Genomic DNA, 26,747 nt, shown 5'->3' with positions numbered 1-26,747 from the left:
CCTAAAAAGTGCTTGCTTTATATTGGTATCCTATCGGATACTAAATAAAAGAGCAATGGATTCTTGACGTGTTTTATGGAGATCATGATATGGCTCGCATTCCCGAATCAGAGTTGCAGCACCTGAAAGCCGCGGTTCCTTTAGTCGTCGTCCTTGAGCAGCAGGGGAGGAAGTTGATCCCGCGCGGTAAAGATATGATCGTGTTGTGCCCGTTCCATCAGGAAAAAACACCGTCGATGGTGATCACGCCGTCGAAAAATCTCTATCACTGTTTTGGCTGCGATGCAGGCGGATCGGTGCTGGACTGGGTGATGAAGACTGAGAATTTAAGTCTGCGCCATGCCTGTGAACGGTTGCGGGCGATGCTCGGCAGTAATCCGGCGGTGGAGCCGCTGGTTGATTCCTCGGAGTTGATCCGTGATGCGGTCGGGCAACAGGCGCTGTTATTACGGGTGGTTGAGTTCTATCACCAGACGTTGCTGAATGCGCCGGAAGCCCATCAGTACCTGAAAAAACGCCGCCTTGATCATCCTGAGCTGGTCAGCCACTTTAAGCTCGGCTTTGCCAACCGCACACTCGGCTATCGTTTGCCGGAGAAAAAAATCAAAGCAGGTGCTGAGATCCGTGCCCGGCTTCAGGCGGTGGGGTTAATGCGCGAGAGCGGGCATGAACACTTCAGCGGCTCGCTGGTCGTTCCGGTGATCGGTCTCAATGGCGAGGTGCAGGAAATGTATGGCCGCAAAATCATTGACCGCTTGCGGGCAGGCACACCGAAGCATAGTTACCTGCCGGGGGCACATCACGGCGTCTGGAATGAAGCGGCACTGGTAGCCTCGAAAAGCCTGATCCTGTGTGAATCGCTGATTGATGCGCTGTCGTTCTGGGTTGCCGGTCATCGCCATGTCACCGCCGCTTACGGGGTGAACGGGGTCACGGCTGACCACTGGCAGGCTTTTGAACACTACGGCATTAAGCAGGTACTGATCGCCTTCGACAATGACAGCGCCGGTAATGCGGCGGCGGTGAAACTGGCAGAAGCGCTGGCCGCCAAAGGGATCACCCCGTTGCGGGTGATGTTCCCACCGGAAATGGATGCTAATGGGTATCTATGTCAGGTGGCGGAGCCGGAAGTCGCCTTCGGCCTGCTGCTTGACAGTGCGGTGCCGATGCAGGATGTGGCCGACAGAGTTGCGACTGAACCCGTCACGGTGCCCGAATCGGCTTCTGCTTTAGTGGCTGAAACCGTGCCCAACACCACACCGGGGGTGGTCTGTGAACCCGGCGACCATGGCGAACTGCTGATCTCGGTCGGCACACTGCAATGGTGTCTGCGGGGCATGAGCGCCCTCAAAGCCGGTGCCGCCGCCCTGAAACTCAATGCGCAGGTGCTGGACAGGCAAAGCGGGGTGCTGTTCGCGGATGGGGTTGATCTGATGAGTGCCCGCAGCCGGAACAGTTATGCGAGGCAGGCGGCGACCGAGCTGGGACTGGTGGAGGGGGATATCCGGCGGGCATTGGGGCAAGTCTTACTGGCGGTGGAGCAGTGGCAGCCGCAGGCGAAAACCCCGTCAGCGGCCACGCCTGCGCTGACCGACGCGGAGCGGGAAGCGGCACGAGCACTGCTGCGAGATCCGACGCTGGTCAGTCGTATCGTCACTGATTTAGCCGCCTGTGGTGTCGTTGGTGAATCGACCAATCTGTTAGCGGGGTATCTGGCGGCGGTGAGTCGTAAGTTGCCTAAACCCTTAGCCGTCCTGATCCAGAGCAGCAGCGCCGCCGGCAAGAGCAGCCTGATGGATGCCGTCCTGAACCTGATCCCCGAAGAAGAACGTATCCAGTACAGCGCCATGACCGGCCAGAGCCTGTTTTACCTCGGTGAAACCAATCTCCAGCATAAAATCCTCGCCATTGCCGAAGAAGAGGGGGTGCGGCAGGCGGCCTATGCGCTGAAGCTGTTGCAGTCAGACGGCGAGTTAACGATGGCGAGCACGGGCAAAGACGAAGCGACCGGAAATCTGGTCACCAAAAGCTACACCGTCAAAGGCCCGGTGATGCTGATGTTGACCACGACCGCCATTGATGTGGATGAAGAGCTGCTGAACCGCTGTCTGGTGCTGACGGTCAATGAATCCCGCGAACAGACGGAAGCGATCCATACATTGCAACGTCAGAAGCAAACGCTCGAAGGCCTGCTGGCTGAGAACGAACGGGACTATCTCACCACGTTGCACCAGAACGCCCAGCGGTTGCTTAAGCCGCTGAATGTGGTCAATCCGTATGCCAGCCAGCTCACCTTTATGTCAGACAAAACCCGCACCCGCCGTGACCATATGAAATATCTGACGTTGATCCAGAGTATCGCGTTGCTGCACCAGCACCAGCGGGACATCAAAACCGCTGAGCATCGTGGCAAGCGGCTTGAATATATCGAAGTCAGCAAAGACGATATCAAATTAGCCAACCAGCTTGCGCATGAAATCTTAGGCCGGACGCTCGACGAAATGCCGCCACAGACCCGCAAGTTACTGCTGCTGATACAGCAGATGGCGCAAGACAGGGCCGTGAGCGAACAAAGAACGTTGCGTGAAGTGCGCTTTACCCGGCGGGATATCCGTGACTTTACCCACTGGAGTGATAACCAGCTCAAGGTCCATTGCCAGCGACTGAGTGAGATGGAATACCTGCTGGTACACGGCGGCAGTCGGGGACATCTGTTGCAGTACGAACTGCTCTGGGACGGCGACAGCGCGGAAGGCCACTATCTGTGTGGCCTGATTGATATTCCTGATACGCCCAATGTCGCGCTCACATAACGCTATGATGTTCGCAAGTTGGACTGAAATTATCGTAAGTTGCCCCCAAGTTGGGTTCAAGTTGGTGCCAAGTTGGGGATCTGAAATCAGGCTTAAGGCAGCAGCCAGACAGGGTTTATCGCTCGCAAGTTGGGAAGAAAGCAAAATCACTGTTCCGGCCACTGAAGACAAGCCCATCACATCGTACTGTTATCGCTTTGCTTTCCCGTAAAAAAATACAAGGAGCTGACTGATGCCAAATGCGCAGGACTTCACCGTAATGACCTTACGCCAGCAACTGGATAACTGGCTGGACACCCTGACCGCACAGGGGAAAAGCCCGCAGACCCGGGTGGCCTACCGTGCCTATTTAGTGCCGTTCGTGGACTGGTGCGAACAACGGGCAATCCGCACCGCGCCACAGGTCTCGCTGTCGGTGCTGGAAAGCTGGCAGCGTTACCTGCGTGCTTACCGCAAAGCAGACGGGCAGCCTTACCGCAACAACGGTCAGCGTGAACGGCTCAATGCCCTGCGGTTGTGGTTCCGTGCGCTGCTGCACCGCCACCAGATTTTATACAATCCGGCGGAACAGCTCGTGCTGCCGAAAAAAGAAAAGCGCCTGCCCGCACAGGTGATGAATGTGGCTGAAATCGGGCAGGTGCTCGCTAGTCTGGACAGCGGGACGCTGCACGGCTTCCGCAACCGGGTGATGCTGGAAGTGCTCTGGAGCAGCGGCATTCGCCGGATGGAACTGGCGAACCTGCGTCTGGGGGACATTGACCGGGGGCGCGGGGTGCTCTGTGTGCGTCAGGGCAAGGGGCAGAAAGACCGGGTGGTGCCTATCGGCAGCCGGGCGCTGGACTGGCTGAAACGCTATCTGATGCAGGTCCGCCCGCGACTGGCGGCGAGTCGGGACAGTGGCTACCTGTTTATCTCCGACCGGGGGCGCGGCCTGTCGTGTGACTACTTAAGCCAACTGGTCGGCCGGGTTATCCGTGAGCAGGCGCAGCTCGACAAACCCGGCGCCTGTCACCTGTTCCGCCATTCGATGGCCACCCAAATGCTGGACAACGGCGCCGACACCCGGCACATACAAGCGATACTGGGGCATGAACGGCTGGAGACCACCCAGATTTATACGCGGGTCGCTATCGGACACTTAAAGACCGTGCACCAGCAGACCCATCCGGCTGAGCAGGAACCCTCGGGCACGGAGACAAAAACCCCGGATAGCCAACCGAAACCCCGGTATACCGGACAGCCCGATAATCCCCGTTGAGTCTGCTGGGATCGGCGTGGGGGCAGACCGTGCCGGACTGCCCGTCAGCCTCAGTGTCTGCGGGGGTACGTGGGCAATGGCCGGCCTGTGCTGTCGTGTCCCCGTTAAGAATGTGCAGGCCGTCCAAAGTCCACTCAACATAATGTCGGGGAATTATACGCCACTCACCGGGCGGCTCCGCTCCCCGAATCAACACCGTACAGCGGTTCGCAGCGTATAATACACATTATGTCTGGCGCCCCCGCTGTTCAGCCTCGCAGGGGTGCCGCCGCACAAGGCTGCGCCTTCTGCTGTCAGCACCGGAGCCAGTCATCGGCAAATACCGTGCAACATACCTACATATTGTCAAATATCAGCCAAAACGCTGTTATTCATGGCAACAGAGCGCATTATCAAATAAACCGTGCAGCGTTCCCACATGCTGCCAGTGTTCATCATCAAACTAACCGTGCAACATACCTACATATTGCCAAATTACTTCAGTTACCATGAGTGGCTCAGGCTAACACCCCCTGAAGGCAGGTCGGCCTGCGGCCTCCGCTGGTTTACCTCCCCCGCCCCGCCCCCGCTGCACTGGCTGCGCCCGGCTCGCAGTCGCTGTGCTCCTTGCTCGTTACCGTGCTCGCCATCTCCGCCCCGTGCAGCCCCCGCGGGGGGCTTCCCTTGAGTCAAGCATCATCATCAAAACCGAGCTAGATCCTGAGCTTCAGTGCCTGAGAGCGTCGCAATGCGCCGCTTGCGGGTTCTCTGCCACCCGCTCCCGCAGAACGTGCGCCCACCGCCCAAACAAGTTGGTCGGCGTTCGCCCGTTGCCAGAAGTGAAAAGCCTCACAAAATCAATCTGTCCAGCCCATCACAAAGAAAAAGTGACGCTATACTGCACAACGGCTGACGGTGGTCACAGGGCAAAAACGCACCTCGGCGTTTTCAGTTCGCGGCGGTGGGCGAAACGGGTAAAAACAGTTCTTTAATAAGCTGATAATCAAGGTAAAAATCACGTAAAAAAGTATGACTGCACCCGGACCCGTCTGAGGATGGCCTCAACGAGATAGACGGGGAGCGGCTGTACCAGAAAGGGCACCGGTTACGCCAGCTCGGCCAGCATCTGTTGGAGTATGATGATGCGGGGCGGATGACCGCGATGCAGCTCTGGCAGGCAGGCCACCGCCCGCAGCTGACCAAGTTCCGCTGGAACAGCCAGAACCAGCTTACCGGGGTACAGACGCCGGGCGGCCAGCAATGGGATTATCGCTATGATGCCTTTGGGCGGCGCACCGAGAAAGCGTGTGAACAGTCAGGCCAGCGCACCACTTACCTGTGGGACGGCGATGTGCCGGCGGAAATCCGCGAGTACCGGCACAATCGCTTGTACAGTATTCGTCATCTGGTGTTCGAGGGCTGGCAGTTGCTGGCCCAGCAGGTGCAGTTTTTTAGCCTGAACCCGGAAAACCGCCATGAACTGATTGCCGGAAAAGTGCAGACGCAGTATGCCGTGTGTGCCCCGACCGGGGAGCCGCTGGCCTTATTTGATGAAGCCGGGCACCGGGTCTGGCGACAGCCGCCGCAGAGCCTGTACGGGCTGCGTCTGGGGGTGTTGGGGGAAAATCCCGAATTAAATCCGAGCCTGAAGTTCGCCGGTCAATGGCTGGATGAAGAGAGCGGGCTGGTCTACAATCGGCACAGGTATTACTCGCCTGTTGCCAGTTGTTATCTGACGCCTGATCCGATTGGTCTGGCTGGAGGTGAAAAGCCGTATGCTTATGTTGGCAACCCGACCAAAGCGGTTGATCCGCTGGGTTTGGCTGGGTGTGAAGATCCATGGAAAATAGTCGATCGTTTCAGGCGCTCGAAAAACAAGATGGAACCTTTAGGGGATCATATACCAACTCCGGGAGATAACATGGGGACGGTTGCCTTTTTTGAAATGAATGGCCGCCGGATATTTGGTGTAAACTCTGGGACATTGATAAAAAAGGATAAAGCATTAGGTAAAAAATGGAATGAAAAGATTGACTATTTATCTAAAGATGAGAAAGGAACCTCAGCTTTCCATGCTGAAGGGCATGCCTTAATGCGAGCTTATGAAAAGTCCGGTGGTGTAATGCCAAAAGAAATCACGATGTATGTTGATCGACAGACTTGTGGTCATTGTGAACGTTTTTTACCTGCCTTGATGAAAGAAATGGGCATTGAGCAAATGAAGCTATTCTCCAAAAATGGTGCTTCAGTAGTTTTGCATGCAAAATAGAGATTAATAAGATGGAAGGATTTGAAATTAGATACCCTGGTAGCCGCCAGATTTATGATTCACCCTCAATCGAGCAGTTTGATAAATTATTTTTGTCTGGGGATGTTTCTTTGTGGAAACAATTACCTGAAGGATACATATGTTATCAATCTCCTGATAAAGGCCTTTTCAAGTTGGCGTATATATATTGTTTTGATAATTCAACTGTCTCGATGTCATATAATATTAATGGTCAGGATGGGTATTTTGCTTTAGCTAACCCTGACCTAATTAATAAATTTATCGATGCACATGATGAGAACTTGGTTCCATTAGGTAGTTGTGTCAATTTGAATGAAGCCCATATTCTTGTTATGGAGTTTCTTGAGAATCCGATGCAAAAGCCTTCACATATACCGTGGATATCGAGTGATGATGTTGATTATCGGGAATTCTATGAACTGTTGGGTATTGACGATGATTGAAAATGAGATCAAGCGAAATATTTTAGTGAATTACTAAATTAAAATAAGCTGTTCCCATTTACTATTTTTATTATTAGACCGGAAGTATGCCATTGAACTTCCGGTTTTTTGAAATAAAATTTTCTATCTCGCCTGATAATCCCCAATTAGCATCCGCAGCTTAATCTCACTGAGCTGATCTTGCTGGCGTTCGTATTGTTGCCTGATATTGCGGGTATCGTCGCTGTCAGGAATGAGCACCAGACAGCCGTCCATAATCTTGACGGTGAGGGTGCCACCAACATCGAACCCGGCCTGCTTAAGCCATTGATCTTTTGTTGCGGTCAAGAAGTTTCGAACACATTTCTAGCCTTTTCCCTGCGTTTCACTCATAAAACATTTCCTCAAACCCAGCACATCAGGCAAAAGATGCTCTGTTTCCCTCTGAAAAATGGATATCAATCACATTACACTCATTAAAAATAGCAGATAACAAGAGCTATTTGTTCATACAATTACATTGGGTCGAGAGTCAACAAGTGAACATAAAATTGAGAGGTGCATGAATGATAACTCAGGATGAAAAAAAGCAAGTATCTGGCTGGTTTCCAACACTAATATTACCTAGGCCTGAAGATAGTCACAAAGGTACTTTCGGGACTCTGAATATTATCGGCGGGGCTGAAACCATGAGCGGCGCTTGTGTTCTTTCTGGTACAGCTGCATTAAAGAGCGGGTGTGGGAAGGTTATTATCGGTTTTAATCAGGAGCCCCTTGCTGTCCAACTGATAGATACTGTACCGGAATTGATATTGAATAAAGCAAGCCAGCTTTTTGAAGGCGAACTGCCATCTGCGTGGGTAATTGGTTGTGGGTTAGGGACTTCTGCTGAGGCGGTTCGTTTTATACAGAAAATGATCAACTATATCCATCAAGGTGAAAAAGTACTGGTTGATGCTGATGGTTTAAATATTTTGGCAAAATTTCCAAGCAAAATTGCGCTTTCGGACAAAACTGTTATTACTCCTCATGCGAAAGAAGCATCAAGGCTGTTACAGACAGACTCTCAATCTATCCAGTCTGACAGGCTGGGTTCGGCACTAGCCTTGAGTGCCCGATATGGTTGCTGGGTGGTACTTAAAGGTCATCGTACCGTAATTGCTGCACCGGATGGGCGAACGTGGGTAAATGAAACAGGGAATAGTGGCTTGGCGACTGCTGGTAGTGGGGATGTACTTTCCGGTATTATCGGTAGTCTGCTGGCTCAGGGTATTCCATTTGAGGAAGCGGTACGAGCAGGGGTTTGGTTACATGGTAAAGCGGCTGATATGCTGGTTGCGGATGGTATCGGTCCGATAGGTCTGACAGCCCATGAGATTATTGATTATGTCAGAAAAATAAGAAACCAAATAACTAATCACGATACATGATGGCTGAATTAAAAACTGACTATTAAGGAGCGGGTGACAATGATGAAATCAATACTGTTAGCTTTTATGCTCTTCATATTTTCACAGGTATCATTTGCAGATGATGCAACTATTTTTGAGACAAAGACTTATCACGTTGCTATTTATAGTTTTTGCCCTGAAGGATATGTAAGTTGCGAGGATGTGGAGTCTGTTATAACAAATAAGAAAGATCATACTTCACTGACAATAAAAGGACACACTATGAATAGAGATTGTGACACAGGGAGCTGTTCTTTCTATGGATATAGTTTTACTAATAAAAATATGAAATATACCATTTTCCAACAAGGTATTTTATATATTTCAAAAAATGGAAAGTTGGTTTTTTCAGAGGAAGGTGTATTTAATTATTGATTTTTGGTGTTATTAACTATGATGGTTAATGTATATTATAAACATCATAAGTTTAATTTGTGATGTTGCTTATTACTTTTGTTTTGTATAATGGTTTTTTGAGAACCCCCTAACTAAAAAGTATAATCAAATTAACGGATTAAGGGTTACCACTAAATTATATTAGCGACAATTCGTCTCATTTATGATTTGTTTATCAAATTTTTCTATTTGAAACCTAAAAAATTGTCAGTAAACTTAATATACTATTCCCTTGCATAAAGCACCCCCTGCATAGTGCTTTTTATGCTGAAAATAATAAAAAAAGAGGTTGGTGACTTTATTCAATCCTCAGTGAAAACATGAAATAGCAGTGTGGCGTAGTCGCTTACTATGAGTGATGTGGATCCATATCCACAAATAAAGTTAGATCCTGATAACATCATTATGCATTTACTAAAAAAGCTGCTGATTGAGAGCAGATAGGAATGTTTTTACTACTTTTATCAATAAATGAGATTAATTATGGAATTGTGATGCTACGATGAGATTTATATATAAATTTAACTGGTTGATTATAAAAATAGGAATTTAAAAACTGTTTTCTCATATCTGATTTGGTTATGAAGGGGGAATGATGCTTTTCCACGTTATCAACAAGAATAATATTGTTGCACTTTCGTTAATATTGGGTGTTGTCGTTTTCTTTTTTTCTTTATCATATAATAACAGTAAATTGGGTATTATCGATTATGCTGATAGACATTGCCAGAAAAACACTGCTTGTCTAATTGATATGAATAAAATCGCCCCTTTTGATTGGGATAAAATGTATATTATTGATAAAGGGATGGGGCATCAGGATATTGAGGATATTATTGGAGCTGCATTTAAAGGAAAAGCTAGTCTTTTTTATAAGATTATCTTTGTCAGAAACAAACAGGTAGTTTATGAAGATGAATATGATCCCTATATAAGATCTTATGAAAAAAAACTATTGAAACCAGACTTTCAGTATCCTTATGATGGTAAAGAAAATTATTTCAACTATTATGCGATCTCCAAAGATAATGCGATCCTTTCAATGAAGATTGAGAATAAACCACTCACAGATGACGATAAAGTCTACTATAAGTTATCGCCTTCTAATTCACAGCAGGTGAAAGAGAAAAATTTGTAAATATATATCCGGCTATTGGTTGGTGCTTCAGTGCAGGTCTACTTCTTCTTTTTGGCCTGCACTTTTTTAATTTTATTTTTTCCTTTTTGTTCTGAACGGGCTTGTGAACTTTTTTGGGATGCAGGCTTAGCAGCAGAGGTGGGATTATTTTGCGGTTTGGAATGTTGCTCTTGTGCAACTTTCAGGCGTCTTTCCCACTCGCAGGCTGAATTCAGGCTTTCCAGTGTTCTGGTTAACCCGGAAATTAATCTTTCATCCATGTCATTTTTTGCATATTGGAGCTGTTTCTCTAATGTTTTCTGTTTGTTTTCGCACTCCGCTTTAGTTGGTTTTGCATAGGCAATATTCATACTGAAAACGACTAATACAGCCAAGAGCATAGTTTTCGACGTCATGAACTATTCCTAGTCTGATTTGAAATGCTTATTCAAAATTTTATATGCTGATCGGGATTTGTTCCTGAAAATTAGACGTTAGTTACAACTGACGAGGGGCAAAATGGAGGCTTTTATCTTTTTTCGCGAGAATGAGGCATAATGCTTTTTTGTTGTCTGATCAGCCATCAGGCAAGTTATCAATATTTCTCTCCCGGGGTTTGAAAATCGAATGCTTAGTTATCGTCATAGCTTCCATGCAGGCAATCATGCTGATGTGCTAAAACACACTGTCCAAAGCCTTATCATTGAGTCACTTAAGGAAAAAGAGAAGCCTTTCCTTTATCTGGATACCCACGCAGGCGCAGGTCGTTATCAGCTCAGTGGCGAACATGCTGAACGTACTGGCGAGTATCTGGAAGGGATTGCCCGTATTTGGCAGCGTGATGATATTCCTCAAGAATTGTCAGGCTATATGAAAGTTGTAAAGGCTCTGAACCAGCATGGTGTTTTGCGCTATTACCCCGGCTCTCCATTAATTGCCCGTCATTTATTGCGCGAATATGATGAACTTAACCTGAGTGAACTGCATCCAAGTGATTTTCCTTTATTGCGTAGTGAGTTTTCCCGTGACAGACGCGCCCGTGTTCTGCGTGAAGATGGCTATCAACAGCTGAAATCAAAATTACCTCCTAAAACTCGCCGTGGGTTGGTGCTGATAGACCCTCCTTATGAGCTGAAATCGGATTATCAGAATGTGGTTAAGGGCATTCTGGAAGGGTACAAACGTTTTGCGACGGGTACTTATGCGTTGTGGTATCCGGTTGTGCTCCGCCAGCAGATTAAGCGCTTAGTTAAAGATTTGGAAAAAACCGGGATCCGCAAAATTTTGCAGATTGAGCTTGGCGTGCGTCCGGATAGTGATCAGCGCGGTATGACAGCATCTGGCATGATTGTGATCAACCCGCCGTGGAAGCTGGAACAGCAGATGAAAGCTGTGCTGCCTTGGTTACAGCAGGTACTGATCCCTGAAGGCACAGGGCATAACTCAGTAGAGTGGATTGTACCGGAATAAGACTATTTTTCAGCGTGATATTGCAGCATGGAGCATCAATTTGATAGCTCTAGCCTATGACAACGAAAGCCACAATCATCATGCATAATGATAACTTTTTGTCATAATATACGTTACGATTAAATTGTAGTCAGTAGGTTAATTGATTAGACGGAAGTGCCTAAGATGAGTAAACATTACGATTATATTGCAATTGGTGGCGGCAGCGGTGGTATTGCCTCCATTAACCGTGCGGCCATGTATGGGCAGAAATGTGCCCTTATTGAAGCTAAAGCACTGGGTGGAACATGTGTTAATGTGGGTTGTGTACCGAAGAAAGTGATGTGGCACGCTGCCCAGATTGCGGAATCTATTCATCAATATGGCTCTGATTATGGTTTTGATGCCACTATCAATCGTTTTGACTGGAAAAAACTGATTGCCAGCCGTACATCCTATATTGACCGTATCCATTCTTCGTATGAGCGTGTGCTGGGTAACAATAATGTTGATGTTATTCAGGGTTTTGCCCGTTTTGTTGATGCAAAGACTGTTGAAGTGAACGGCGAAATAATTACCGCAGATCATATATTGATTGCGACTGGCGGCCGCCCTAAAAATCCGGCTATTCCCGGTGCGGAATACGGTATTGACTCGGATGGCTTTTTTGAGCTGGATGAAATGCCTAAGCGTGTTGCTGTCGTCGGTGCGGGTTATATTGCGGTGGAAATTGCCGGTGTTTTGAATGCATTAGGTAGTGAAACGCACCTGTTTGTACGCAAACATGCACCATTACGTTCTTTTGATCCGTTGATCGTAAATACGTTGCTGGAAGTTATCAACAATGAAGGGCCGACTCTGCATACGGAAGCTGTACCAAAGGCTGTGATAAAAAATGCTGATGGCAGCCTGACTTTGCAATTACAGGATGGCAGAGAACAGACGGTTGATACTCTGATTTGGGCGATTGGGCGCGAGCCTGCGACAGATAATCTGAATTTGTCCGCTTCTGGTGTGGCATTGAATGAATCAGGCTATATTCAGGTTGATAAGTATCAGAATACCAATGTAAAAGGTATTTATGCTGTGGGCGATAATACAGGTGCTGTAGAGCTGACACCCGTTGCGGTAGCGGCAGGTCGCCGTTTATCAGAGCGTCTGTTTAACAATAAGCCGGATGAACATCTGGATTATACCAATGTGCCAACAGTGGTCTTCAGCCATCCGCCAATCGGTACAATCGGCCTGACGGAGCCACAGGCAAAAGCTCAATACGGTGATGATCAGGTTAAAGTTTATACTTCGTCCTTTACCGCAATGTATACCGCAGTGACGCAGCACCGTCAGCCATGCCGTATGAAACTAGTTTGTGCTGGTGAAAATGAGAAGATTGTCGGTATTCATGGAATAGGCTTTGGTATGGATGAAATCCTGCAAGGCTTTGCCGTTGCCCTGAAAATGGGAGCGACGAAAAAAGACTTTGATAATACAGTGGCTATTCATCCGACTGCGGCGGAAGAGTTTGTTACGATGAGATAGATAGTCGCAAAAGTCTTTTTCGTATTTTTAAATTATAGAAGACACTCAATTAAGGCCAGAATAGTATCTGGCCTTTTTTATTGGTGTTTCAACTCCTGCTTTCATATTTATGAGGTTTCCTATTAGTGGAATCGTGACGTAACTATCAGCTTATTAAAGGACTAATTGACGTGATAGTGCTCTAAACTTTATCTTCGAACCACTAGTTTAGATGAATATTATAAATTTCTCCTTATATACATATCGATGGTTATTAGATGGAGCTCAAATCAGTTTTAAAAGAACTCAAAGAATTTGTATATGCAGAACGTGAAGCTAACCTTGAAAAATTAATGGAAACTTGGGTAAAGACTCTACATGAGAAGCTGAGTAAAGGTGAAACGCAAATCATAAAATCTGTTAAACAAGTTGACAGTAATTATCTTGAAGTTGTTCTAGGAAACAATGACTCCCGATTTCGTGAAGGAGATATGCTTTGTTTACATCTTGGTGAAGCTCATATTAATAGGCATATCCAGCAAGCCACGATTGAAGCAGAAAATGATAACAGTTGGTTACTGCGAGTTGATAAATTAAACGAAGAAATGCTATCCGAAATATTGGGCGGTTGTTACGCGGATCCGGATTCTATGGATTTAACACCTTTCTATGACAAAGCTCTGGATGAAATTACTGAGTCTAAATTTGGACGAGAAATTATCTTGCCACTATTATCTGGACAACTAAATACAGATTTCATTTTCGAAAATGACTATGACGATGCGGCGGATTATGCACAAGAGCGAAAATTAAATGAGCAACAAAGTGATGCTGTAGGGAAAGGTGTTGCAGCTAAGTATTTAGCTTGTATTCAGGGTCCACCGGGAACAGGAAAAACTAAAGTAATTAGTATCATAGCTAAACTATTAGTGGAGTCTGGTCAAAGAGTATTTATGACTTCACATACTCATATGGCGATCAATAATGCTCTAAATAAAATTGCTGAAGAAAATATCCCTGTTATAAAAGTATGTGGAAAGGGTGGGACGAAAGCATTGAGTAATACTGTAGGCCATCATGAATATGCATCTAATTGGAAAGAAATGCCTGATTCGGGCTACGTTATTGGGGCAACGCCATTTGCTACGTGTAGCCAACGATTAGAGGAATATGATTTTGACACTATTATTTTTGATGAAGCGAGCCAGATAACTTTGCCACTTGCATTAATAGCAATGAGAAAAGGAAGAAGGTTTGTCTTTGTTGGTGACCACAAGCAATTGCCGCCTGTAATCTTATCCGAATCTGTGCTATCGGATTGTTCAGCGTTTTCACGAATGATATCGAAAAATCAAGAGGTTTCGACTCTTCTTGATCAAACGTATCGTATGTCTCAGGAACTTACAGAGTGGCCCAGTAATTGTTATTACAACGGAAAGTTGACATCTGAGCGAGCAATAAATAAGAGTATTTTCAACCTTCCGCATCAGCCTCAAAAATATATGGATATATTATCCAGTAAACACCCGTTTGTTTTTATAAAAACTCCCGGCATCAATGCTAAAAGTGCAAATCTAGCAGAGGCTAAGTTAGTTGCTGAATTAATTGGAATTACAATTGAAGCTGGGTTAAGTGCAGAAGAGATCGGTGTTGTTACTCCATTTCGTAGTCATGCGAAGATATTAAAATCATGTTTGGCCAATAAACTAGGAATTTTTGCATCCAAATCAATCGTGACGGATACAGTAGAGAGAATGCAAGGGCAAGAGCGAGAGATGATGATTATTTCTCTTTGTTCTTCAGACCCACAGTATATTAGTGCTATTGCATCATTTTTCTTTCAGCCAGAACGGTTAAATGTAGCGATTACACGAGCCCAGACAAAATTGATCCTGGTTGGTCCTGACTTACCGGAATATTTCCTTTCTGAAACAGATGATGAAGAGCTACGTAAAAATATAGAGGACTATCGCTCTTTGATTTGTCACGGTTATTATGTGGAACAGATGAATAATGGCTAATATAGATACTATTACAGGGTTAGAGCGTAAAATTAGGCGACATTTTAAAAAAGTATTTGCAAGATTGAATGAAGAATTTTTTATCCGAGAGCCATTGTTAGACCACATCAAAGTTGCTCCTATCGTTGTCGAAGGACCAGTTTATAGCTGGGTATTTATTGGCTGGCATGCTAGACGGCCGACACTGAGTGAGTTAGATAAGGTCATTAGTTTTAACAATAAGTTAGAATCTAAAATGGCTTCAAATATTAAATACTTGGCTGTTGTAGAAGAACTGGATGAATCGATTCCTGATGGTGATAATTGGCCTACTTACATAGAGCTTATTACTCAAAAAGAGTTCTATGAATTTGGAGAAAATTTGATCGTAAAATATCTTACGGAGTTTACCGTTGATAATCACGCCAAGATCAAAACGGAACTATTTCCAGAATCAGTGATACCTGCTCAATGTACCACACGTAGAAAAAATGAACTTATTGATAATTCAGCTATTCTTCAGCCATTTTTCCTTGATTATGATCAAGAATTAGCTACGCGATTTGATATGGTTGAATCGGTGGATATAGCTGAAGAACAGCAGGAAGATTTCTCTGTTCGCCTTATCAATGGGGTTGCAGGAAGTGGTAAGACACTGATACTTATCAACCGAGCCATCATTTTTTGTAAGAAGTATCCTCATAAGCAAGTGTTATTAGTTATTCATAATCTACCTGTAACAGCGGATATAAGGCATCGTTTTGAAACATGGTTAGGTGGTATACCAAAAAATCTAAAAATATCGACTTTTCATGCATTTGCTTTAAGTCAGAAAAGCTGTTTGTCCGGCAGAGTCAAGCCCCTTTTTAGTGGTAGGGAATTTGAGAGTAAAAAGAAGGCAATACTGAATACAGATAATAAGAACTATGCAGAGTTATCTTTAACAGATGAGCAAATTTGGTCTGAGTTAGAGTATATCAATGATTATTTGATCAAAAATGGTTCTGAATACCTAGAGTTTGATCGACAGGGAAGAGGGTTTGCATTACAAAAAAGCCAGCGAGAACGTATATGGCAGTTATATCAGCAGGTAGTGAAGAATCTATCGGATGTTAAAGGATATTTACCAAGTCTGTACATCAGAGAAATTGCTTTACTTAGAGACTCGAATGAGGCCTGTCAGTTGATAAAATATGATCATATTATGGTTGATGAAGCACAGTTTTTTGCTCCCTCTTGGTTGCAAGTGGTTAAAAATTCACTTTCTCCAAACGGAAGTATTTTTCTATGTGCAGATCCAAACCAAGGGTTTTTAAAAAGCCGATTAAGTTGGAAAAGTGTTGGATTTAACATTCGAGGCAGGACAAAAAGGCTTAGTTATTCTTATCGGACAACTTACGAAATCATGATCGCGGCAAATGCGTTGTTGGAAGGCTTAGATGATAGTCCAGAAGATTTCGTTAAGCCGGATCTGGAAAAAATGGAACGAGGATGTAAGCCATATGTAATTTATAGCCATACACATCAGGATGAACAACGTCGTTTTTTAAGTGAGTTAGTGAGCTTCGTTAAATTACAGAAGATCCCTTTCCATCAAATTATGGTGCTTTGCAGTGATCTGTATAAAACTCAGGATATAAAGCGTGATATTGAGGAGAAATTGGGTCATGGTACAGTGGTCAATTACAATAATCGTAATGAGTTAGCAACGGGGTTAGGCGATAAAATTCGTGTAATGAGTATCAATAGTTGTACTGGAATGGAATCAGGTGTGACTTTTGTGCTTGGGGTAGGTGGTTTGATAAACAAACCTAAGAATTTGAATCTGACAGAGTCAGAAAAAGATGTAGTAAAGCAAGAATCACTCCGTAAGCTATATGTATCAATGACGCGGGCAGGGCAAAAACTTGTTGTGTTCAGTACGGAAAAATTGCCAGACAGCGTGAAAAATTACGTGAATTTTTCGGGTATTTCACTCGATTAGGTTGTGACTCATAAAAATGATGTTTGAGACTTTTTAGTCGACCATTGAGATATATTTTATATATACCAATTCAACTTCAAGATGTGGGGAGATATAAGGACTCGTCTCATATTACTCGTTGCAACTTGAAGTTTATCTAGTATATTATTCTGTAAATATCGATTGTAATAAATTAAAAATAACTCTTTTTATTGAAAGTGAGATAATGTGTTTCCCTGGTGTTGGGTGTTTTTTTATTAGTGTTGTTTTTATAACTATATCTATTCTATGCTTTCTTGTTTTTATTTGGGTTCATCTTATTTAATATTTTTATTTAAAAGTAAATCTATTTAATAGTGATAATTTATTAATGAAATAATTATACTAGATAGTAATGTAGATACCAAAATTTCATGGCTAACACTTCCTTTAAAAGTCTCATTCGTTATTTTTTCCTATGGAAACAAAAGTGAGAATAAAATGGGTTGTGTTGCTCTAATAGCATTAAGTGAGATAACTATGTTAGTCTCTAACACTAAAAAGCCTTAGTGCGTTAGAGACTAGCATATGACAAATAATTAATGCAATAAAATCGCATTAATTGTAATGTAATAACGCCTGAATTTGGTGTTTATTCTTTTAAAATCAGACTATACGCAATGGATTTCAAGATGCGTCACGGCGGCAAGGGAGAGAATCCTCTGGAGCATAGATAACTATGTGACTGGGGTGAGCGAACGCAGCCAACAAAGAGGCAATTTGAAAGACGAAGTGTATATAGTAAAACACGTAACAGGCGAAAAGAATGCTGGATACTATTGGTAAGCGTTTGAAATGCTGTAGAGCCGCGACTGGAAAGACGACACATGATGTGGTTGATTATATACATGCTAAAGGAGAAGACATCTCATATACCACGTATACGCGTTGGGAATCGGGAAGTTCTTTTCCGGTAAGAAAAAATCATGTAATAAGCCATGTCTCAGATTTCTTCAAAGAAAATGGTCTTCAGGTAGAGCCGCAATGGATTTTGACGGGCGAAGGTTTTCCTCCACAATTCGCAGAATATACTAAGTTGGATGAGGATACTTTATTTATTATGGCGAGTCGTACATTACCTGATGTTGAATTAGTTCAGGTTGGAGGCCAATATGGAGAGCCATATATCAATTTTGGAGAGTTCTGTATTATTTCTGATGATAATAGCATTGAATCAAATAATAATAAGTTGTGCTATGTAAGATATGATGAGGGAGTCAGAATTGGTGTAGTGACCATCATGGATGAAAAACAGATTATTATATCGGGTAAGTTTGATATGACATTGAATAAATCTAATATAACCGAATGTAGGAGGGTCAAATGGATTCAAAAAAAATAAAAATAGACTTTCATCGCCATAGTAATGAGGTGATTAAGTTTCTTAATAATTTTGAACGTGTCACATATGTATCAACTCTGCTAGTCGAGAATAATAATGTATCAGCTCATCAGAGTAACGGATATGCGGGTTGGGATCAGAAGTTTTATTACGATGGTATACATAAAGACAGCCTACTAATAAAAATTGGCTTAGAACTGACAAAAATAAAGGGTGGTGATGTAAGCACAGTGATATGGGATGATGTTTTAAAGAATGATGTAAATAATGTCATAGATGAAGAAAGAAGAAAGCACAATATATTTCATGGTATCAGTTTCATTTACGGTCTGACTGATAATACGAGTATGGCAATAAATGTATGTACGGGAGAAGATACTTCTAAAAAGGATTTTGAAGGTTTACTCTTTCCGATGAGATTTGCTCTGTTAAATTATTTTAAGGATCTGTGATGTTTTCTAAAGAGTATTTGGTGGACGAACAGCACGTTGATTTTCAAGGTGTTGTTGATGGGCTTTATTATCCGTTCTATCTGGAATGGACCCGGCATGCGTTTATGAAAGAAGCGTTAGGTCTGGATTTAGAAGAAGAATTCAAAGCTGGGCGCATGCACGTCATTATTGAATATAGCCTGCGCTTTAGAAAAAGCCTCCAGAAAGGGCATAAGATGGAGGTGACCTGCAAAGTTGCCAGAAATGAAAAGCGTAACCGGATTAATTTTGAGCAGCAAATTTTGGTTGATGGCGTTGTGTATGCTGATGCGACGTTTGTCGCTACCTGTTTAGTAAATGGGCGCCCGACTGTACCTGAAATTGTGATGAATGCGGTTGAAGACTAAAGATAATCGTGTCTATTCTGGCCTCTGATTAATAAGAGGCCACTCAACAAAAAAATCACAAACCCGGCGCTTTCCACAACGAAGTTGTCAGGCCATCATCGACGAGATGAAGTTGATCAGCATACACTGCCTGCCAATCTTTTTTTGCTTTTTGATAAACATCCCAGTGGTCTGAGTTCGGCAGATATTCCCGCTCCCAACGCACTAATCTTTCCCCCGTTTCCGGCATGGAGTCATACAGTGATACCCCAACACCAGCGGCGATAGCACATCCCAGAGCCGTAGCTTCTTTAACGACGGGAACTTTTACCGGCAATCCGGTGACATCGGAGAGGATCTGGCTCCAGAGTTTGCCTTTTGAGCCACCGCCAGCAAAAACCAGAGAATCAGGCTGAACACCGGAGAATGTTGCAACGATATCCAGATTGCAGGCTGAGACGATAGCCGCGTTTTCTTCCAATGCCCTGAACAGAGTGGCTTTGTTGCATTTTTCCGGATCAATCGACAGGTTGAGGAAGGAAGGCGCAGCGTGATACCAAGATTTAAAGCGCATGACATCGGAGAAAATTGGCATCACACCATATGATCCGGCGGGAACCCGTGCCGCCATCTCTTCCAGCAGAGCGTAAGCATCAATACCCAGCCGATCTGCCATCAGTTTTTCTTCGGCACAGAAAGCATCGCGGAACCAGCGCATGGTAAGGCCGGTGAAGAAGCTGATAGATTCTGCCTGTGCCATGCCAGGGATTACGTGAGGATTAATGCGGATGTTCATATTGGGGTCGGTCATCGGTTCCGGCAGATTAACGACCTGCTGCCAGAATGTGCCGCCAAGCACTGCGGTTTGAGCGGGCCTGACAACACCAATACCGAGGCAACCGAGCTGAACATCTCCACCCCCCATAATGACCGGTGTTCCGCTGTCGAGACCACACTCTGCTGACGCTTTGTTTGTTACGTATCCGAGTAATGTGCCTGTTTCTTTAACCGGAGAGAGAATATCAGAACGCAATCCGGCCATTTCCAGCAGGCTGGGGCGCCAGTCGCGGCTCACTAAATCCAACATGCCGGTGGTGCCTGCGTTAGATGGATCAACGGCCAGTTCACCACTCAGCATATAGGCCAGCCAGTCACTAATCATTGTTAACGTACTGGCTTGCCGATAAATGTCAGCACGGTGGTGGGCAAGCCACAATAAGCGGGGCATTGCTCCCAGCGCTAATGTCTGGCCCGAATAGCGATAAACATCATATTCAAACGTATTATTGTACAGCTCTTTCAGTTCACTGACTTCATGGCTGGAACGGGCATCAACGTTGGCACATGCCCATATGGGATCGCCGTTCCGATTGTACAGGACGATCCCTTCCCGCATTGAGCAGGCAGCAACTCCCTGAATTGCACTGGCTGGTAGTTCAGCCTTTTGCAAGGCCTGACGGATACATTGGCAGGTAAGTTGCCAGTTGGTTTGCAGATCAAATTCCATTGAGCCTGCGACATTCGGTACAGGCTGGTGCACCCATTCTGACTGCCCAACAGAGATTTGATTACCTTCCAGATCAAATATGACTGCACGTATACTGCCTGTTCCTGCATCAAGCGCCATCAGATAATTCCCTGATGAGTGGGCATGAGTGCGTTGGTTCATAATGCTATCCTCGTTTGTCGTTATCTTATTAGCCTGCCGGTTGTTGATGATGACTACGATATGGCACAGGAGAATCAGTTATTAGACAATCACATCAGCATCGCCCTTGCGGTTTTTTCTTCCGTGACCAGTGAATTAATATAGCCGCCTTTTAGCGCCGCAACGATGGCATCGGCTTTTTCAATTCCACCAGCGACACCAATCACGTTCGGTATCGTTTTCAGCTCTGGTAGTGAGAGGCCGATCAGTTCCTGATGAATATCGATATTACTGACCAATTCACCTTCAGCATTGAAAAAGTAACCGAGAATATCCCCGACAGCACCTTTGCGCCCGAACATCAGTTGTTCACCATCGCTGATATAGCCGGAACGCATGATAGTCGCCTGTTGCCTCTGGTTGATGGCACCAATGCCGACAACGGCGATATCAGCAGCACAGGCAGTCAGTATGACATCCTGCACACTGCGTTCTTCACGGAATGTTGTGGCAACCTGCCGGGTTGATGCCCGAAGTGGTGCAGGGATGATGCTGACAGGGCAGTCTGCATCAAGTTGGCCGATACCGGTCATATAAGGGCCAACACCACCGGACAGTGTCACCAGACGCACCTGTTGGGAGGAAATAAAACCGCTCAGATGCTGTAAAGTGCACATGGGAGCTTCACCAAAACCGATCGCCAGAAGCTGGCGGGGTTCAATCAGTGACATCAGTAGATGGGCAGCTCCGGTACCTAACCGGGTATTCAGGTTAATGCCTTCAAGGGCGGGAAGGACACGTACTTTATTCAGGTTAAAACGTTTTTTCAGAGCATCTTCCAGCTCCAGACAACCCTCATAGCGCGAGTTTATCTGAACGTGGATCACACCGGAGCGCCGCCCTTTTTCCAGCAAACGGGAGACTTTAAGCCGGCTCAGGCCAAGAAGTTCACCGATGTCTCCTTGTGTCAGGCCATCGTGATAGTAAAACCAGGCAACCCGGGCCAGTAGTTCTTCTTCACTCATGTTGTTTCCTGAATCGCTGTTTTCTGGATAACTATTTTCTGAATAGCTATGGCTGCTATAGCCATTACCCGAATGATGAAGATCCTCGGATGACACGTTTTTTTCTGATGCTGATTTTTTCTTGTTTGGTTTGATTGTCATAACAACTTATTTATTCCCTGAAAAAGAATTAAGCATGAAAGCCTCTGTCGTGCCAGAGGTATTCCACAAAAATTGAACATATCTTAATGAAGATCTAATTTTTTCATAAAATGTGATCAAAATTTTGCAAATATTTCATAATATGAATTAAAGTCATGAACAAAAGATTTTTAATCTTATAAATGTTCATATTGAGTATCGGAGTCAGTGTCAGAATTGGGACGGAAAGCAGCAAAATCATAAACACCCTGAGGTAGCATGATGTCACAAAGCAATTCCGCCAATGATTCATTGCAAACTCATTTATTGCAAAGGCATCCATCACAACAGCATTCGTCACAAAAACATTCGTTACAAAAACAAGCCACTAATACATTACCTATGTTACCGCTATTGTCTGTTCGGGGGATCGTTAAACAGTTTGCCGGTTTAGTCGTGTTGAAGCAGATTGATTTCACTCTGATGGCAGGGCAGGTTCATGCCTTACTGGGAGGAAATGGCGCCGGTAAGTCAACACTGATGAAGATCATTGCGGGCCTTGAGCAGCCGGATGCAGGAACGCTGATGATGGAAGGAAATACCATTAGTCAGCTGACTCCGGCTAAAGCACACCAATTGGGCATTTATCTGGTACCGCAGGAACCTTTGTTATTCCCCAGTCTTTCTGTTCAGGAAAATATTCTGTTTCGCCTGCCTAAGCACCTAGCTAGTAAAAGCCGGATGCAGCAACTGCTGACACAGCTGAACTGCCGGTTAAACCTGAGTGCGCCAGCAGGAAGTCTGGATGTGGCGGATCAGCAGATGGTGGAAATCATGCGTGGCCTGATGCGTAATTCCCGCATTCTTATCCTTGATGAACCGACAGCCTCCCTGACACCCGCCGAAACAGAACGGTTGTTTGAGCGGATACGGGAGTTACAGCAGCAACAAGTTGGGATCATTTTTATTTCCCATAAGATCCCTGAAATTCGTCAGATTGCTGATTATGTCAGTGTGATGCGGGATGGCATGATTGCTCTCAGCGGGGCAATGGCAGGTTTTTCAACAGAAACCATCATTCAGGCAATTACGCCCACGGTAAAAGATTCTGTATTAACAGAAACACAGAAGTTATGGCTGGATGCCGGAAATCGTCAGCCCGTAGGTGATCACGCTGACCCGATGCTTGAAGTGACTGCTTTGTGTGGTGAAGGTTTCCGGGATATTTCCCTGACACTGAAAGCCGGAGAGATTGTCGGTCTGGCGGGTGTTGTAGGGGCAGGGCGTACGGAGCTGGCGGAAACGTTATATGGATTGCGGCCTGTGGTAAGTGGCGAAATCCGTTTACGTCAGCAGGTACTTAATTCGTTGAATACCGCAGCCCGGTTACGGCGTGGTCTGGTTTATCTGCCGGAAGATCGGCAGGCATCGGGATTATTCCTTGATGCTTCCCTGAGCTGGAATGTGTGCTCACTGACTCACAACCAGAACGCTTTCTGGGCTCGCCCTGCCTATGATGCCGCTGTGCTTGAGCGTTATCGCCGGGCACTCAATATTCGTTACAGCCATGCCAGTCAGCCGGTACGTACTTTGTCTGGCGGGAATCAGCAGAAGATTTTGATTGCGAAATGTCTGGAGGCGAAACCCGCTGTTTTGATTATTGATGAACCGACACGGGGTGTTGATGTTGGTGCGCGTACTGATATTTATCAGTTGATCCGCAGTATTGCCAGCCAGCAAGTGGCGGTTCTGCTTATCTCCTCTGATCTTGATGAAATTGTGCAGCTCGCTGACAGGGCGCTGGTGATGCATCACGGAGAAATCTGTGGCCACCTTGATAAATCCAATATGAGTGTGGATGCCATTATGCATCTTTCGTTTGGTGAGAGGGCGCTATGTTGAAATTCATTCAGACCTTTATTCAGAACAATCGTGAAGCCACGGCATTGATCGCTATTTTAGGTTTGTTTGCCCTGTTAAGAAGTCTGGAACACGATGTTTTTAGTTTCCAGACTGTCACCATGATTTTTGCGAATGCGCAAATCCTGATGCTGCTGGCAATGGGCGCTGCGCTGGTGATGCTCACGCGTAATATTGATGTCTCTGTCGGTTCGACCACCGGTTTATGTGCTGTGGTGCTGGGTATGTCACTCAATGCCGGTTTTCCCCTGCCGATAGCCTGCCTTATAACACTCTTGGCGGGTATGGCCGCGGGGCTGGTAAATGGTGTGCTGGTGGTCTGGCTGAAAATTCCGGCCATTGTTGCTACGTTAGGTACGCTGGGGTTATATCGGGGTCTGATGCTACTGCTGACGGGCGGGAAATGGATCGAGGGCCTGCCTGCTGATGTGAAAGAACTCGCCAGACCTGTTTTATTGGGCATCTCGTTCATCGGCTGGTTGTTGATCTTACTGGTTTTGGCAATGACGTGGATGCTGAAAGTCACGAATTTTGGCCGCGGATTTTATGCTACTGGTGACAATCTGCAAGGGGCGCGACAGATTGGTGTGCCGGTGAATCGCATTCGTATTGTTGCGTTTGCCGCAAATGGTGTGATGGCAGCACTGGCTGGCATTGTATTTGTGGCTCAGATTGGATTTATTCCGAATCAGACGGGAAGCGGGCTGGAAATGAAAGCGATTGCTGCCTGTGTGTTGGGTGGTATTAGTTTGCTGGGCGGCGTGGGAACCGTGATAGGGGCGATTTTCGGTGCTTACTTCCTGACACAAATCGACAGTGTGTTGGTATTACTCCGGTTGCCGGCATGGTGGAACGATTTTATTGCCGGTCTGGTTTTACTGCTGGTGTTGGTGCTTGATGGCCGGTTGCGCAGCGCCGTTGAAAAGAACTTACGTCAGCAACGTTATGCCAGCTTTCTTAAACCCGCCGATGAACCCGTAGCCCATTCATCGGAAGCAGGCAGGAGAACATCATGATAAGTGCGATTAAACGTCATGGATGGGAAACCGCCCTCGCTATTTTGCTGGTACTGGAGATTCTGTTATTTGGCATAGCCAATCCACGTATGCTGGATATCAATGTGTTGTTGTTCAGTACCAGTGATTTTATCTGTATTGGTATTGTTGCTCTGCCGCTGACGATGGTAATTGTCAGTGGCGGAATTGATATTTCGTTTGGCGCTGTTATCGGCTTATGTGCTATTGCACTGGGGATAATGAATCAGTCCGGAATGCCGATGATAGCGGCTCTTCCTTTGACCCTGATTGTGGGAATGATATGTGGCCTGATTAACTACGGGCTGATTTTCTATACCGGTGTGAATCCGCTGGTTATTACCCTCGGAACCATGTACCTGTTTGGCGGGAGCGCGTTATTACTGTCGGGGTTATCCGGTGCGACAGGTTATGAGGGCATTGGAGGTTTTCCGGCTGCATTTACTGATTTTGCTAATCTGACATTACTGAAACTGCCCATCCCGTTAGTTGTTTTTATTTTTTGCGTCATCGGGTTCTGGCTGTTTATGCATCGCACTCATCGGGGACGTAACGTTTTTCTGATTGGGATGAATCACCGTGTCGCCCGTTATGCGGCGGTTCCTGTCAATAAAACACTGTGTCTGCTGTATGTCCTGTTGGGTTTGTCTTCGGCTCTGGCTGCGATCATTCTGGTGTCCTATTTTGGCTCAGCCCGCTCAGATCTGGGTAGTTCGTTCCTGATGCCAGCCATTACTGCGGCAGTTTTAGGTGGAGCTAATATCTATGGTGGCTCCGGTTCTGTTATCGGCACAGCACTGGCTGTTCTGCTGGTGGGATATTTGCAGCAGGGATTGCAGATGATGGGGATCCCGAGTCAGATATCCAGCGCCTTATCCGGCGCTTTGCTCATCGTGGTGGTGGTCGGGCGTTCTGTTTCTCTGCATCGCCATCAAATCCGGGGCTGGTGGCAGCGTTGGCGGTCATCGGCTTTTTAATGAGCTACTCCTGAATGATTTCTTAAATAGAAAACGGTTCCTGAACTGAAAGAGAAAAGAGCGGAGACAGGCATGAAAGCACTGATAATGAAAAAATCGGCAATGAAAAAACTGGTTTTAGCAGGTGTATTGAGTCTGGCATGTGCTTCCTGGGCACAGGCTGCTGACAGGATTGCGTTTATTCCGAAGCTGGTCGGTGTCGGGTTCTTTACCAGCGGTGGGCAGGGAGCAGTGGCAGTGGGTAAGGCGCTGGGGATTGATGTCACTTATGATGGCCCGACTGAGCCAAGTGTGGCGGGGCAGGTACAGCTTATCAATAATTTTGTCAATCAGGGATATAACGCCATTGTCGTGTCGGCAGTATCACCGGATGGTCTGTGTCCGGCATTGAAACGAGCTATGCAGCGTGGTGTAAAAGTACTGACGTGGGATTCAGACACTGCACCAGAATGCCGTTCCATCTATATCGATCAGGGAACACCAAAACAGTTGGGTGGGTTATTAGTGGAAATGGCCGCCAGTCAGGTGAAAAAAGAAAAAGCGGAGAAACAGGGAAAAACGAAAGTGGCGTTTTTTTACTCCAGCCCCACAGTGACAGATCAAAACCAGTGGGTAAAAGAAGCCAAGGACAAAATTACCGCAGAACATCCTGACTGGGAAGTTGTGACCACGCAGTTTGGTTATAACGATGCGACCAAGTCTTTGCAGACTGCGGAAGGCATTTTGAAAGCATGGGGTGATTTGGATGTGATTATTGCCCCTGATGCTAATGCGTTGCCAGCGGCGGCACAGGCCGCAGAAAACCTGAAACGTAAGGATGTGTCGATTGTCGGATTCAGCACACCGAATGTCATGCGTCCTTATGTCGAAAACGGCACAGTCAAACAGTTTGCCCTGTGGGATGTTGTTAAACAGGGCAAGATAGCGATTCATGTTGCCAGTGAAATGCTGAAAAAGGGCGACCTGAATGTGGGCGATAAATTAACTATTCCTGACATCGGTACACTTGAGGTTTCACCGAATAGCGTTCAGGGATATAGCTTTGAAGCGAAGGGCAATGGCATTGTTGTGATGCCGGAGCGCGTGATTTTTACCAAAGAAAACATCAACCAATACGATTTCTGATTCATGTTTCGCAGAGTCGGCACACAGCCTGACTCTGCTATTTT

The 26,747-nt window shown here is 45.7% G+C and carries 24 protein-coding genes; 19 read left to right on the top strand and 5 right to left on the bottom strand.

Going from position 1 to position 26,747, the window contains the following annotated elements:
• Positions 1 to 89 precede the first annotated feature (89 nt).
• From AACS90_RS08575 to AACS90_RS08565, 3 genes are all read left to right on the top strand, one after another.
• A complete protein-coding gene (locus tag AACS90_RS08575; RefSeq protein WP_099120294.1) occupies positions 90 to 2,813 on the top strand; it encodes a CHC2 zinc finger domain-containing protein in 2,724 nt (907 codons plus the stop codon).
• 232 nt (positions 2,814 to 3,045) lie between these two features.
• On the top strand, positions 3,046 to 4,071 hold the full coding sequence (xerC, locus tag AACS90_RS08570; RefSeq protein ID WP_099120293.1) for a site-specific tyrosine recombinase XerC: 1,026 nt from the start codon (positions 3,046 to 3,048) through the stop codon (positions 4,069 to 4,071).
• Between the two features lie 16 nt (positions 4,072 to 4,087).
• Positions 4,088 to 4,291 (top strand): hypothetical protein, encoded by a 204-nt coding sequence (locus tag AACS90_RS08565; RefSeq protein WP_339373614.1) that lies wholly within the window; start codon positions 4,088 to 4,090, stop codon positions 4,289 to 4,291.
• Between the two features lie 263 nt (positions 4,292 to 4,554).
• On the opposite strand, the gene AACS90_RS08560 is transcribed toward AACS90_RS08565, so the two are convergent.
• Entirely contained in the window at positions 4,555 to 4,743 is a 189-nt protein-coding gene (locus AACS90_RS08560; RefSeq protein WP_153043633.1) for a hypothetical protein, read from the bottom strand.
• A 460-nt stretch (positions 4,744 to 5,203) separates the two neighbouring features.
• On the opposite strand from AACS90_RS08560, the gene AACS90_RS08555 reads away from it, so the two are divergent.
• Both AACS90_RS08555 and AACS90_RS08550 read left to right on the top strand, forming a co-directional pair.
• Entirely contained in the window at positions 5,204 to 6,319 is a 1,116-nt protein-coding gene (locus AACS90_RS08555; RefSeq protein WP_099120290.1) for an RHS repeat-associated core domain-containing protein, read from the top strand.
• 11 nt (positions 6,320 to 6,330) lie between these two features.
• On the top strand, positions 6,331 to 6,783 hold the full coding sequence (locus tag AACS90_RS08550) for a hypothetical protein (RefSeq protein ID WP_099120289.1): 453 nt from the start codon (positions 6,331 to 6,333) through the stop codon (positions 6,781 to 6,783).
• Between the two features lie 123 nt (positions 6,784 to 6,906).
• Here the strand turns inward: AACS90_RS08550 and AACS90_RS08545 are convergent, their stop codons facing one another.
• Positions 6,907 to 7,110: a SymE family type I addiction module toxin gene (locus tag AACS90_RS08545; RefSeq protein WP_099120288.1), complete on the bottom strand. Its 204-nt coding sequence runs from the start codon at positions 7,108 to 7,110 to the stop codon at positions 6,907 to 6,909.
• A gap of 218 nt (positions 7,111 to 7,328) precedes the next feature.
• Between AACS90_RS08545 and AACS90_RS08540 the strand changes: the two genes are divergently transcribed.
• From AACS90_RS08540 to AACS90_RS08530, 3 genes are all read left to right on the top strand, one after another.
• Positions 7,329 to 8,192, top strand: coding sequence for an NAD(P)H-hydrate dehydratase (locus tag AACS90_RS08540; protein WP_099120287.1), 864 nt, complete (start codon positions 7,329 to 7,331; stop codon positions 8,190 to 8,192).
• Positions 8,193 to 8,231: 39 nt separating this feature from the next.
• A complete protein-coding gene (locus AACS90_RS08535) occupies positions 8,232 to 8,588 on the top strand; it encodes a hypothetical protein (protein WP_099120286.1) in 357 nt (118 codons plus the stop codon).
• Between the two features lie 613 nt (positions 8,589 to 9,201).
• Positions 9,202 to 9,747 carry a hypothetical protein gene (locus AACS90_RS08530; protein ID WP_241538164.1) on the top strand — a complete coding sequence of 182 codons (546 nt, stop codon included), beginning with the start codon at positions 9,202 to 9,204 and terminating at the stop codon, positions 9,745 to 9,747.
• 38 nt (positions 9,748 to 9,785) lie between these two features.
• Here the strand turns inward: AACS90_RS08530 and AACS90_RS08525 are convergent, their stop codons facing one another.
• On the bottom strand, positions 9,786 to 10,142 hold the full coding sequence (locus AACS90_RS08525; protein ID WP_099120284.1) for a DUF1090 family protein: 357 nt from the start codon (positions 10,140 to 10,142) through the stop codon (positions 9,786 to 9,788).
• Between the two features lie 211 nt (positions 10,143 to 10,353).
• Here AACS90_RS08525 and AACS90_RS08520 point away from each other — a divergent pair, with 211 nt between their 5' ends.
• The 7 genes from AACS90_RS08520 (at position 10,354) to AACS90_RS08490 (ending at position 18,875) form a co-directional block, all read left to right on the top strand.
• Positions 10,354 to 11,196: a 23S rRNA (adenine(2030)-N(6))-methyltransferase RlmJ gene (locus AACS90_RS08520; RefSeq protein ID WP_099109429.1), complete on the top strand. Its 843-nt coding sequence runs from the start codon at positions 10,354 to 10,356 to the stop codon at positions 11,194 to 11,196.
• A gap of 165 nt (positions 11,197 to 11,361) precedes the next feature.
• Complete coding sequence (gene gorA / locus AACS90_RS08515) at positions 11,362 to 12,714, top strand: glutathione-disulfide reductase (protein WP_099120283.1); 1,353 nt, start codon at positions 11,362 to 11,364, stop codon at positions 12,712 to 12,714.
• A 257-nt stretch (positions 12,715 to 12,971) separates the two neighbouring features.
• The gene (locus tag AACS90_RS08510; RefSeq protein ID WP_099120282.1) at positions 12,972 to 14,714 is read left to right on the top strand and encodes a DEAD/DEAH box helicase; all 1,743 of its coding nucleotides are present in this window, start codon (positions 12,972 to 12,974) and stop codon (positions 14,712 to 14,714) included.
• Positions 14,707 to 16,677: a UvrD-helicase domain-containing protein gene (locus tag AACS90_RS08505; RefSeq protein WP_099120281.1), complete on the top strand. Its 1,971-nt coding sequence runs from the start codon at positions 14,707 to 14,709 to the stop codon at positions 16,675 to 16,677. The genes AACS90_RS08510 and AACS90_RS08505 overlap by 8 nt, the downstream gene beginning before the upstream one ends.
• A 784-nt stretch (positions 16,678 to 17,461) precedes the next feature.
• Positions 17,462 to 18,037: a hypothetical protein gene (locus AACS90_RS08500; RefSeq protein ID WP_099120280.1), complete on the top strand. Its 576-nt coding sequence runs from the start codon at positions 17,462 to 17,464 to the stop codon at positions 18,035 to 18,037.
• Entirely contained in the window at positions 18,019 to 18,489 is a 471-nt protein-coding gene (locus AACS90_RS08495; RefSeq protein WP_099120279.1) for a hypothetical protein, read from the top strand. Before AACS90_RS08500 ends, AACS90_RS08495 begins: the two co-directional genes overlap by 19 nt.
• Positions 18,489 to 18,875: an acyl-CoA thioesterase gene (locus tag AACS90_RS08490; RefSeq protein ID WP_099120278.1), complete on the top strand. Its 387-nt coding sequence runs from the start codon at positions 18,489 to 18,491 to the stop codon at positions 18,873 to 18,875. Before AACS90_RS08495 ends, AACS90_RS08490 begins: the two co-directional genes overlap by 1 nt.
• Positions 18,876 to 18,930: 55 nt before the next feature.
• Here AACS90_RS08490 and lsrK read toward each other — a convergent pair whose 3' ends face one another.
• Positions 18,931 to 20,523 (bottom strand): autoinducer-2 kinase, encoded by a 1,593-nt coding sequence (gene lsrK / locus AACS90_RS08485; RefSeq protein ID WP_099120277.1) that lies wholly within the window; start codon positions 20,521 to 20,523, stop codon positions 18,931 to 18,933.
• 89 nt (positions 20,524 to 20,612) lie between these two features.
• Positions 20,613 to 21,668 (bottom strand): transcriptional regulator LsrR, encoded by a 1,056-nt coding sequence (gene lsrR, locus AACS90_RS08480; protein WP_099120276.1) that lies wholly within the window; start codon positions 21,666 to 21,668, stop codon positions 20,613 to 20,615.
• Between the two features lie 381 nt (positions 21,669 to 22,049).
• Here lsrR and lsrA point away from each other — a divergent pair, with 381 nt between their 5' ends.
• The 4 genes from lsrA (at position 22,050) to lsrB (ending at position 26,703) form a co-directional block, all read left to right on the top strand.
• Positions 22,050 to 23,549: an autoinducer 2 ABC transporter ATP-binding protein LsrA gene (lsrA, locus tag AACS90_RS08475; protein ID WP_099120458.1), complete on the top strand. Its 1,500-nt coding sequence runs from the start codon at positions 22,050 to 22,052 to the stop codon at positions 23,547 to 23,549.
• A gap of 5 nt (positions 23,550 to 23,554) precedes the next feature.
• Positions 23,555 to 24,583 (top strand): autoinducer 2 ABC transporter permease LsrC, encoded by a 1,029-nt coding sequence (gene lsrC / locus AACS90_RS08470; protein ID WP_371635114.1) that lies wholly within the window; start codon positions 23,555 to 23,557, stop codon positions 24,581 to 24,583.
• Positions 24,580 to 25,578, top strand: coding sequence for an autoinducer 2 ABC transporter permease LsrD (gene lsrD / locus AACS90_RS08465; RefSeq protein ID WP_305847164.1), 999 nt, complete (start codon positions 24,580 to 24,582; stop codon positions 25,576 to 25,578). The genes lsrC and lsrD overlap by 4 nt, the downstream gene beginning before the upstream one ends.
• 87 nt (positions 25,579 to 25,665) lie before the next feature.
• Positions 25,666 to 26,703, top strand: a complete 1,038-nt coding sequence (gene lsrB, locus AACS90_RS08460) for an autoinducer 2 ABC transporter substrate-binding protein LsrB (RefSeq protein ID WP_099120456.1) — start codon at positions 25,666 to 25,668, stop codon at positions 26,701 to 26,703.
• Positions 26,704 to 26,747 lie beyond the last annotated feature (44 nt).

It is taken from the genome of Xenorhabdus sp. KK7.4, assembly GCF_963876465.1.
In the GTDB taxonomy this organism is placed as follows: domain Bacteria; phylum Pseudomonadota; class Gammaproteobacteria; order Enterobacterales; family Enterobacteriaceae; genus Xenorhabdus; species Xenorhabdus stockiae.
This window is presented reverse-complemented; position numbering and strand designations above follow the sequence as displayed.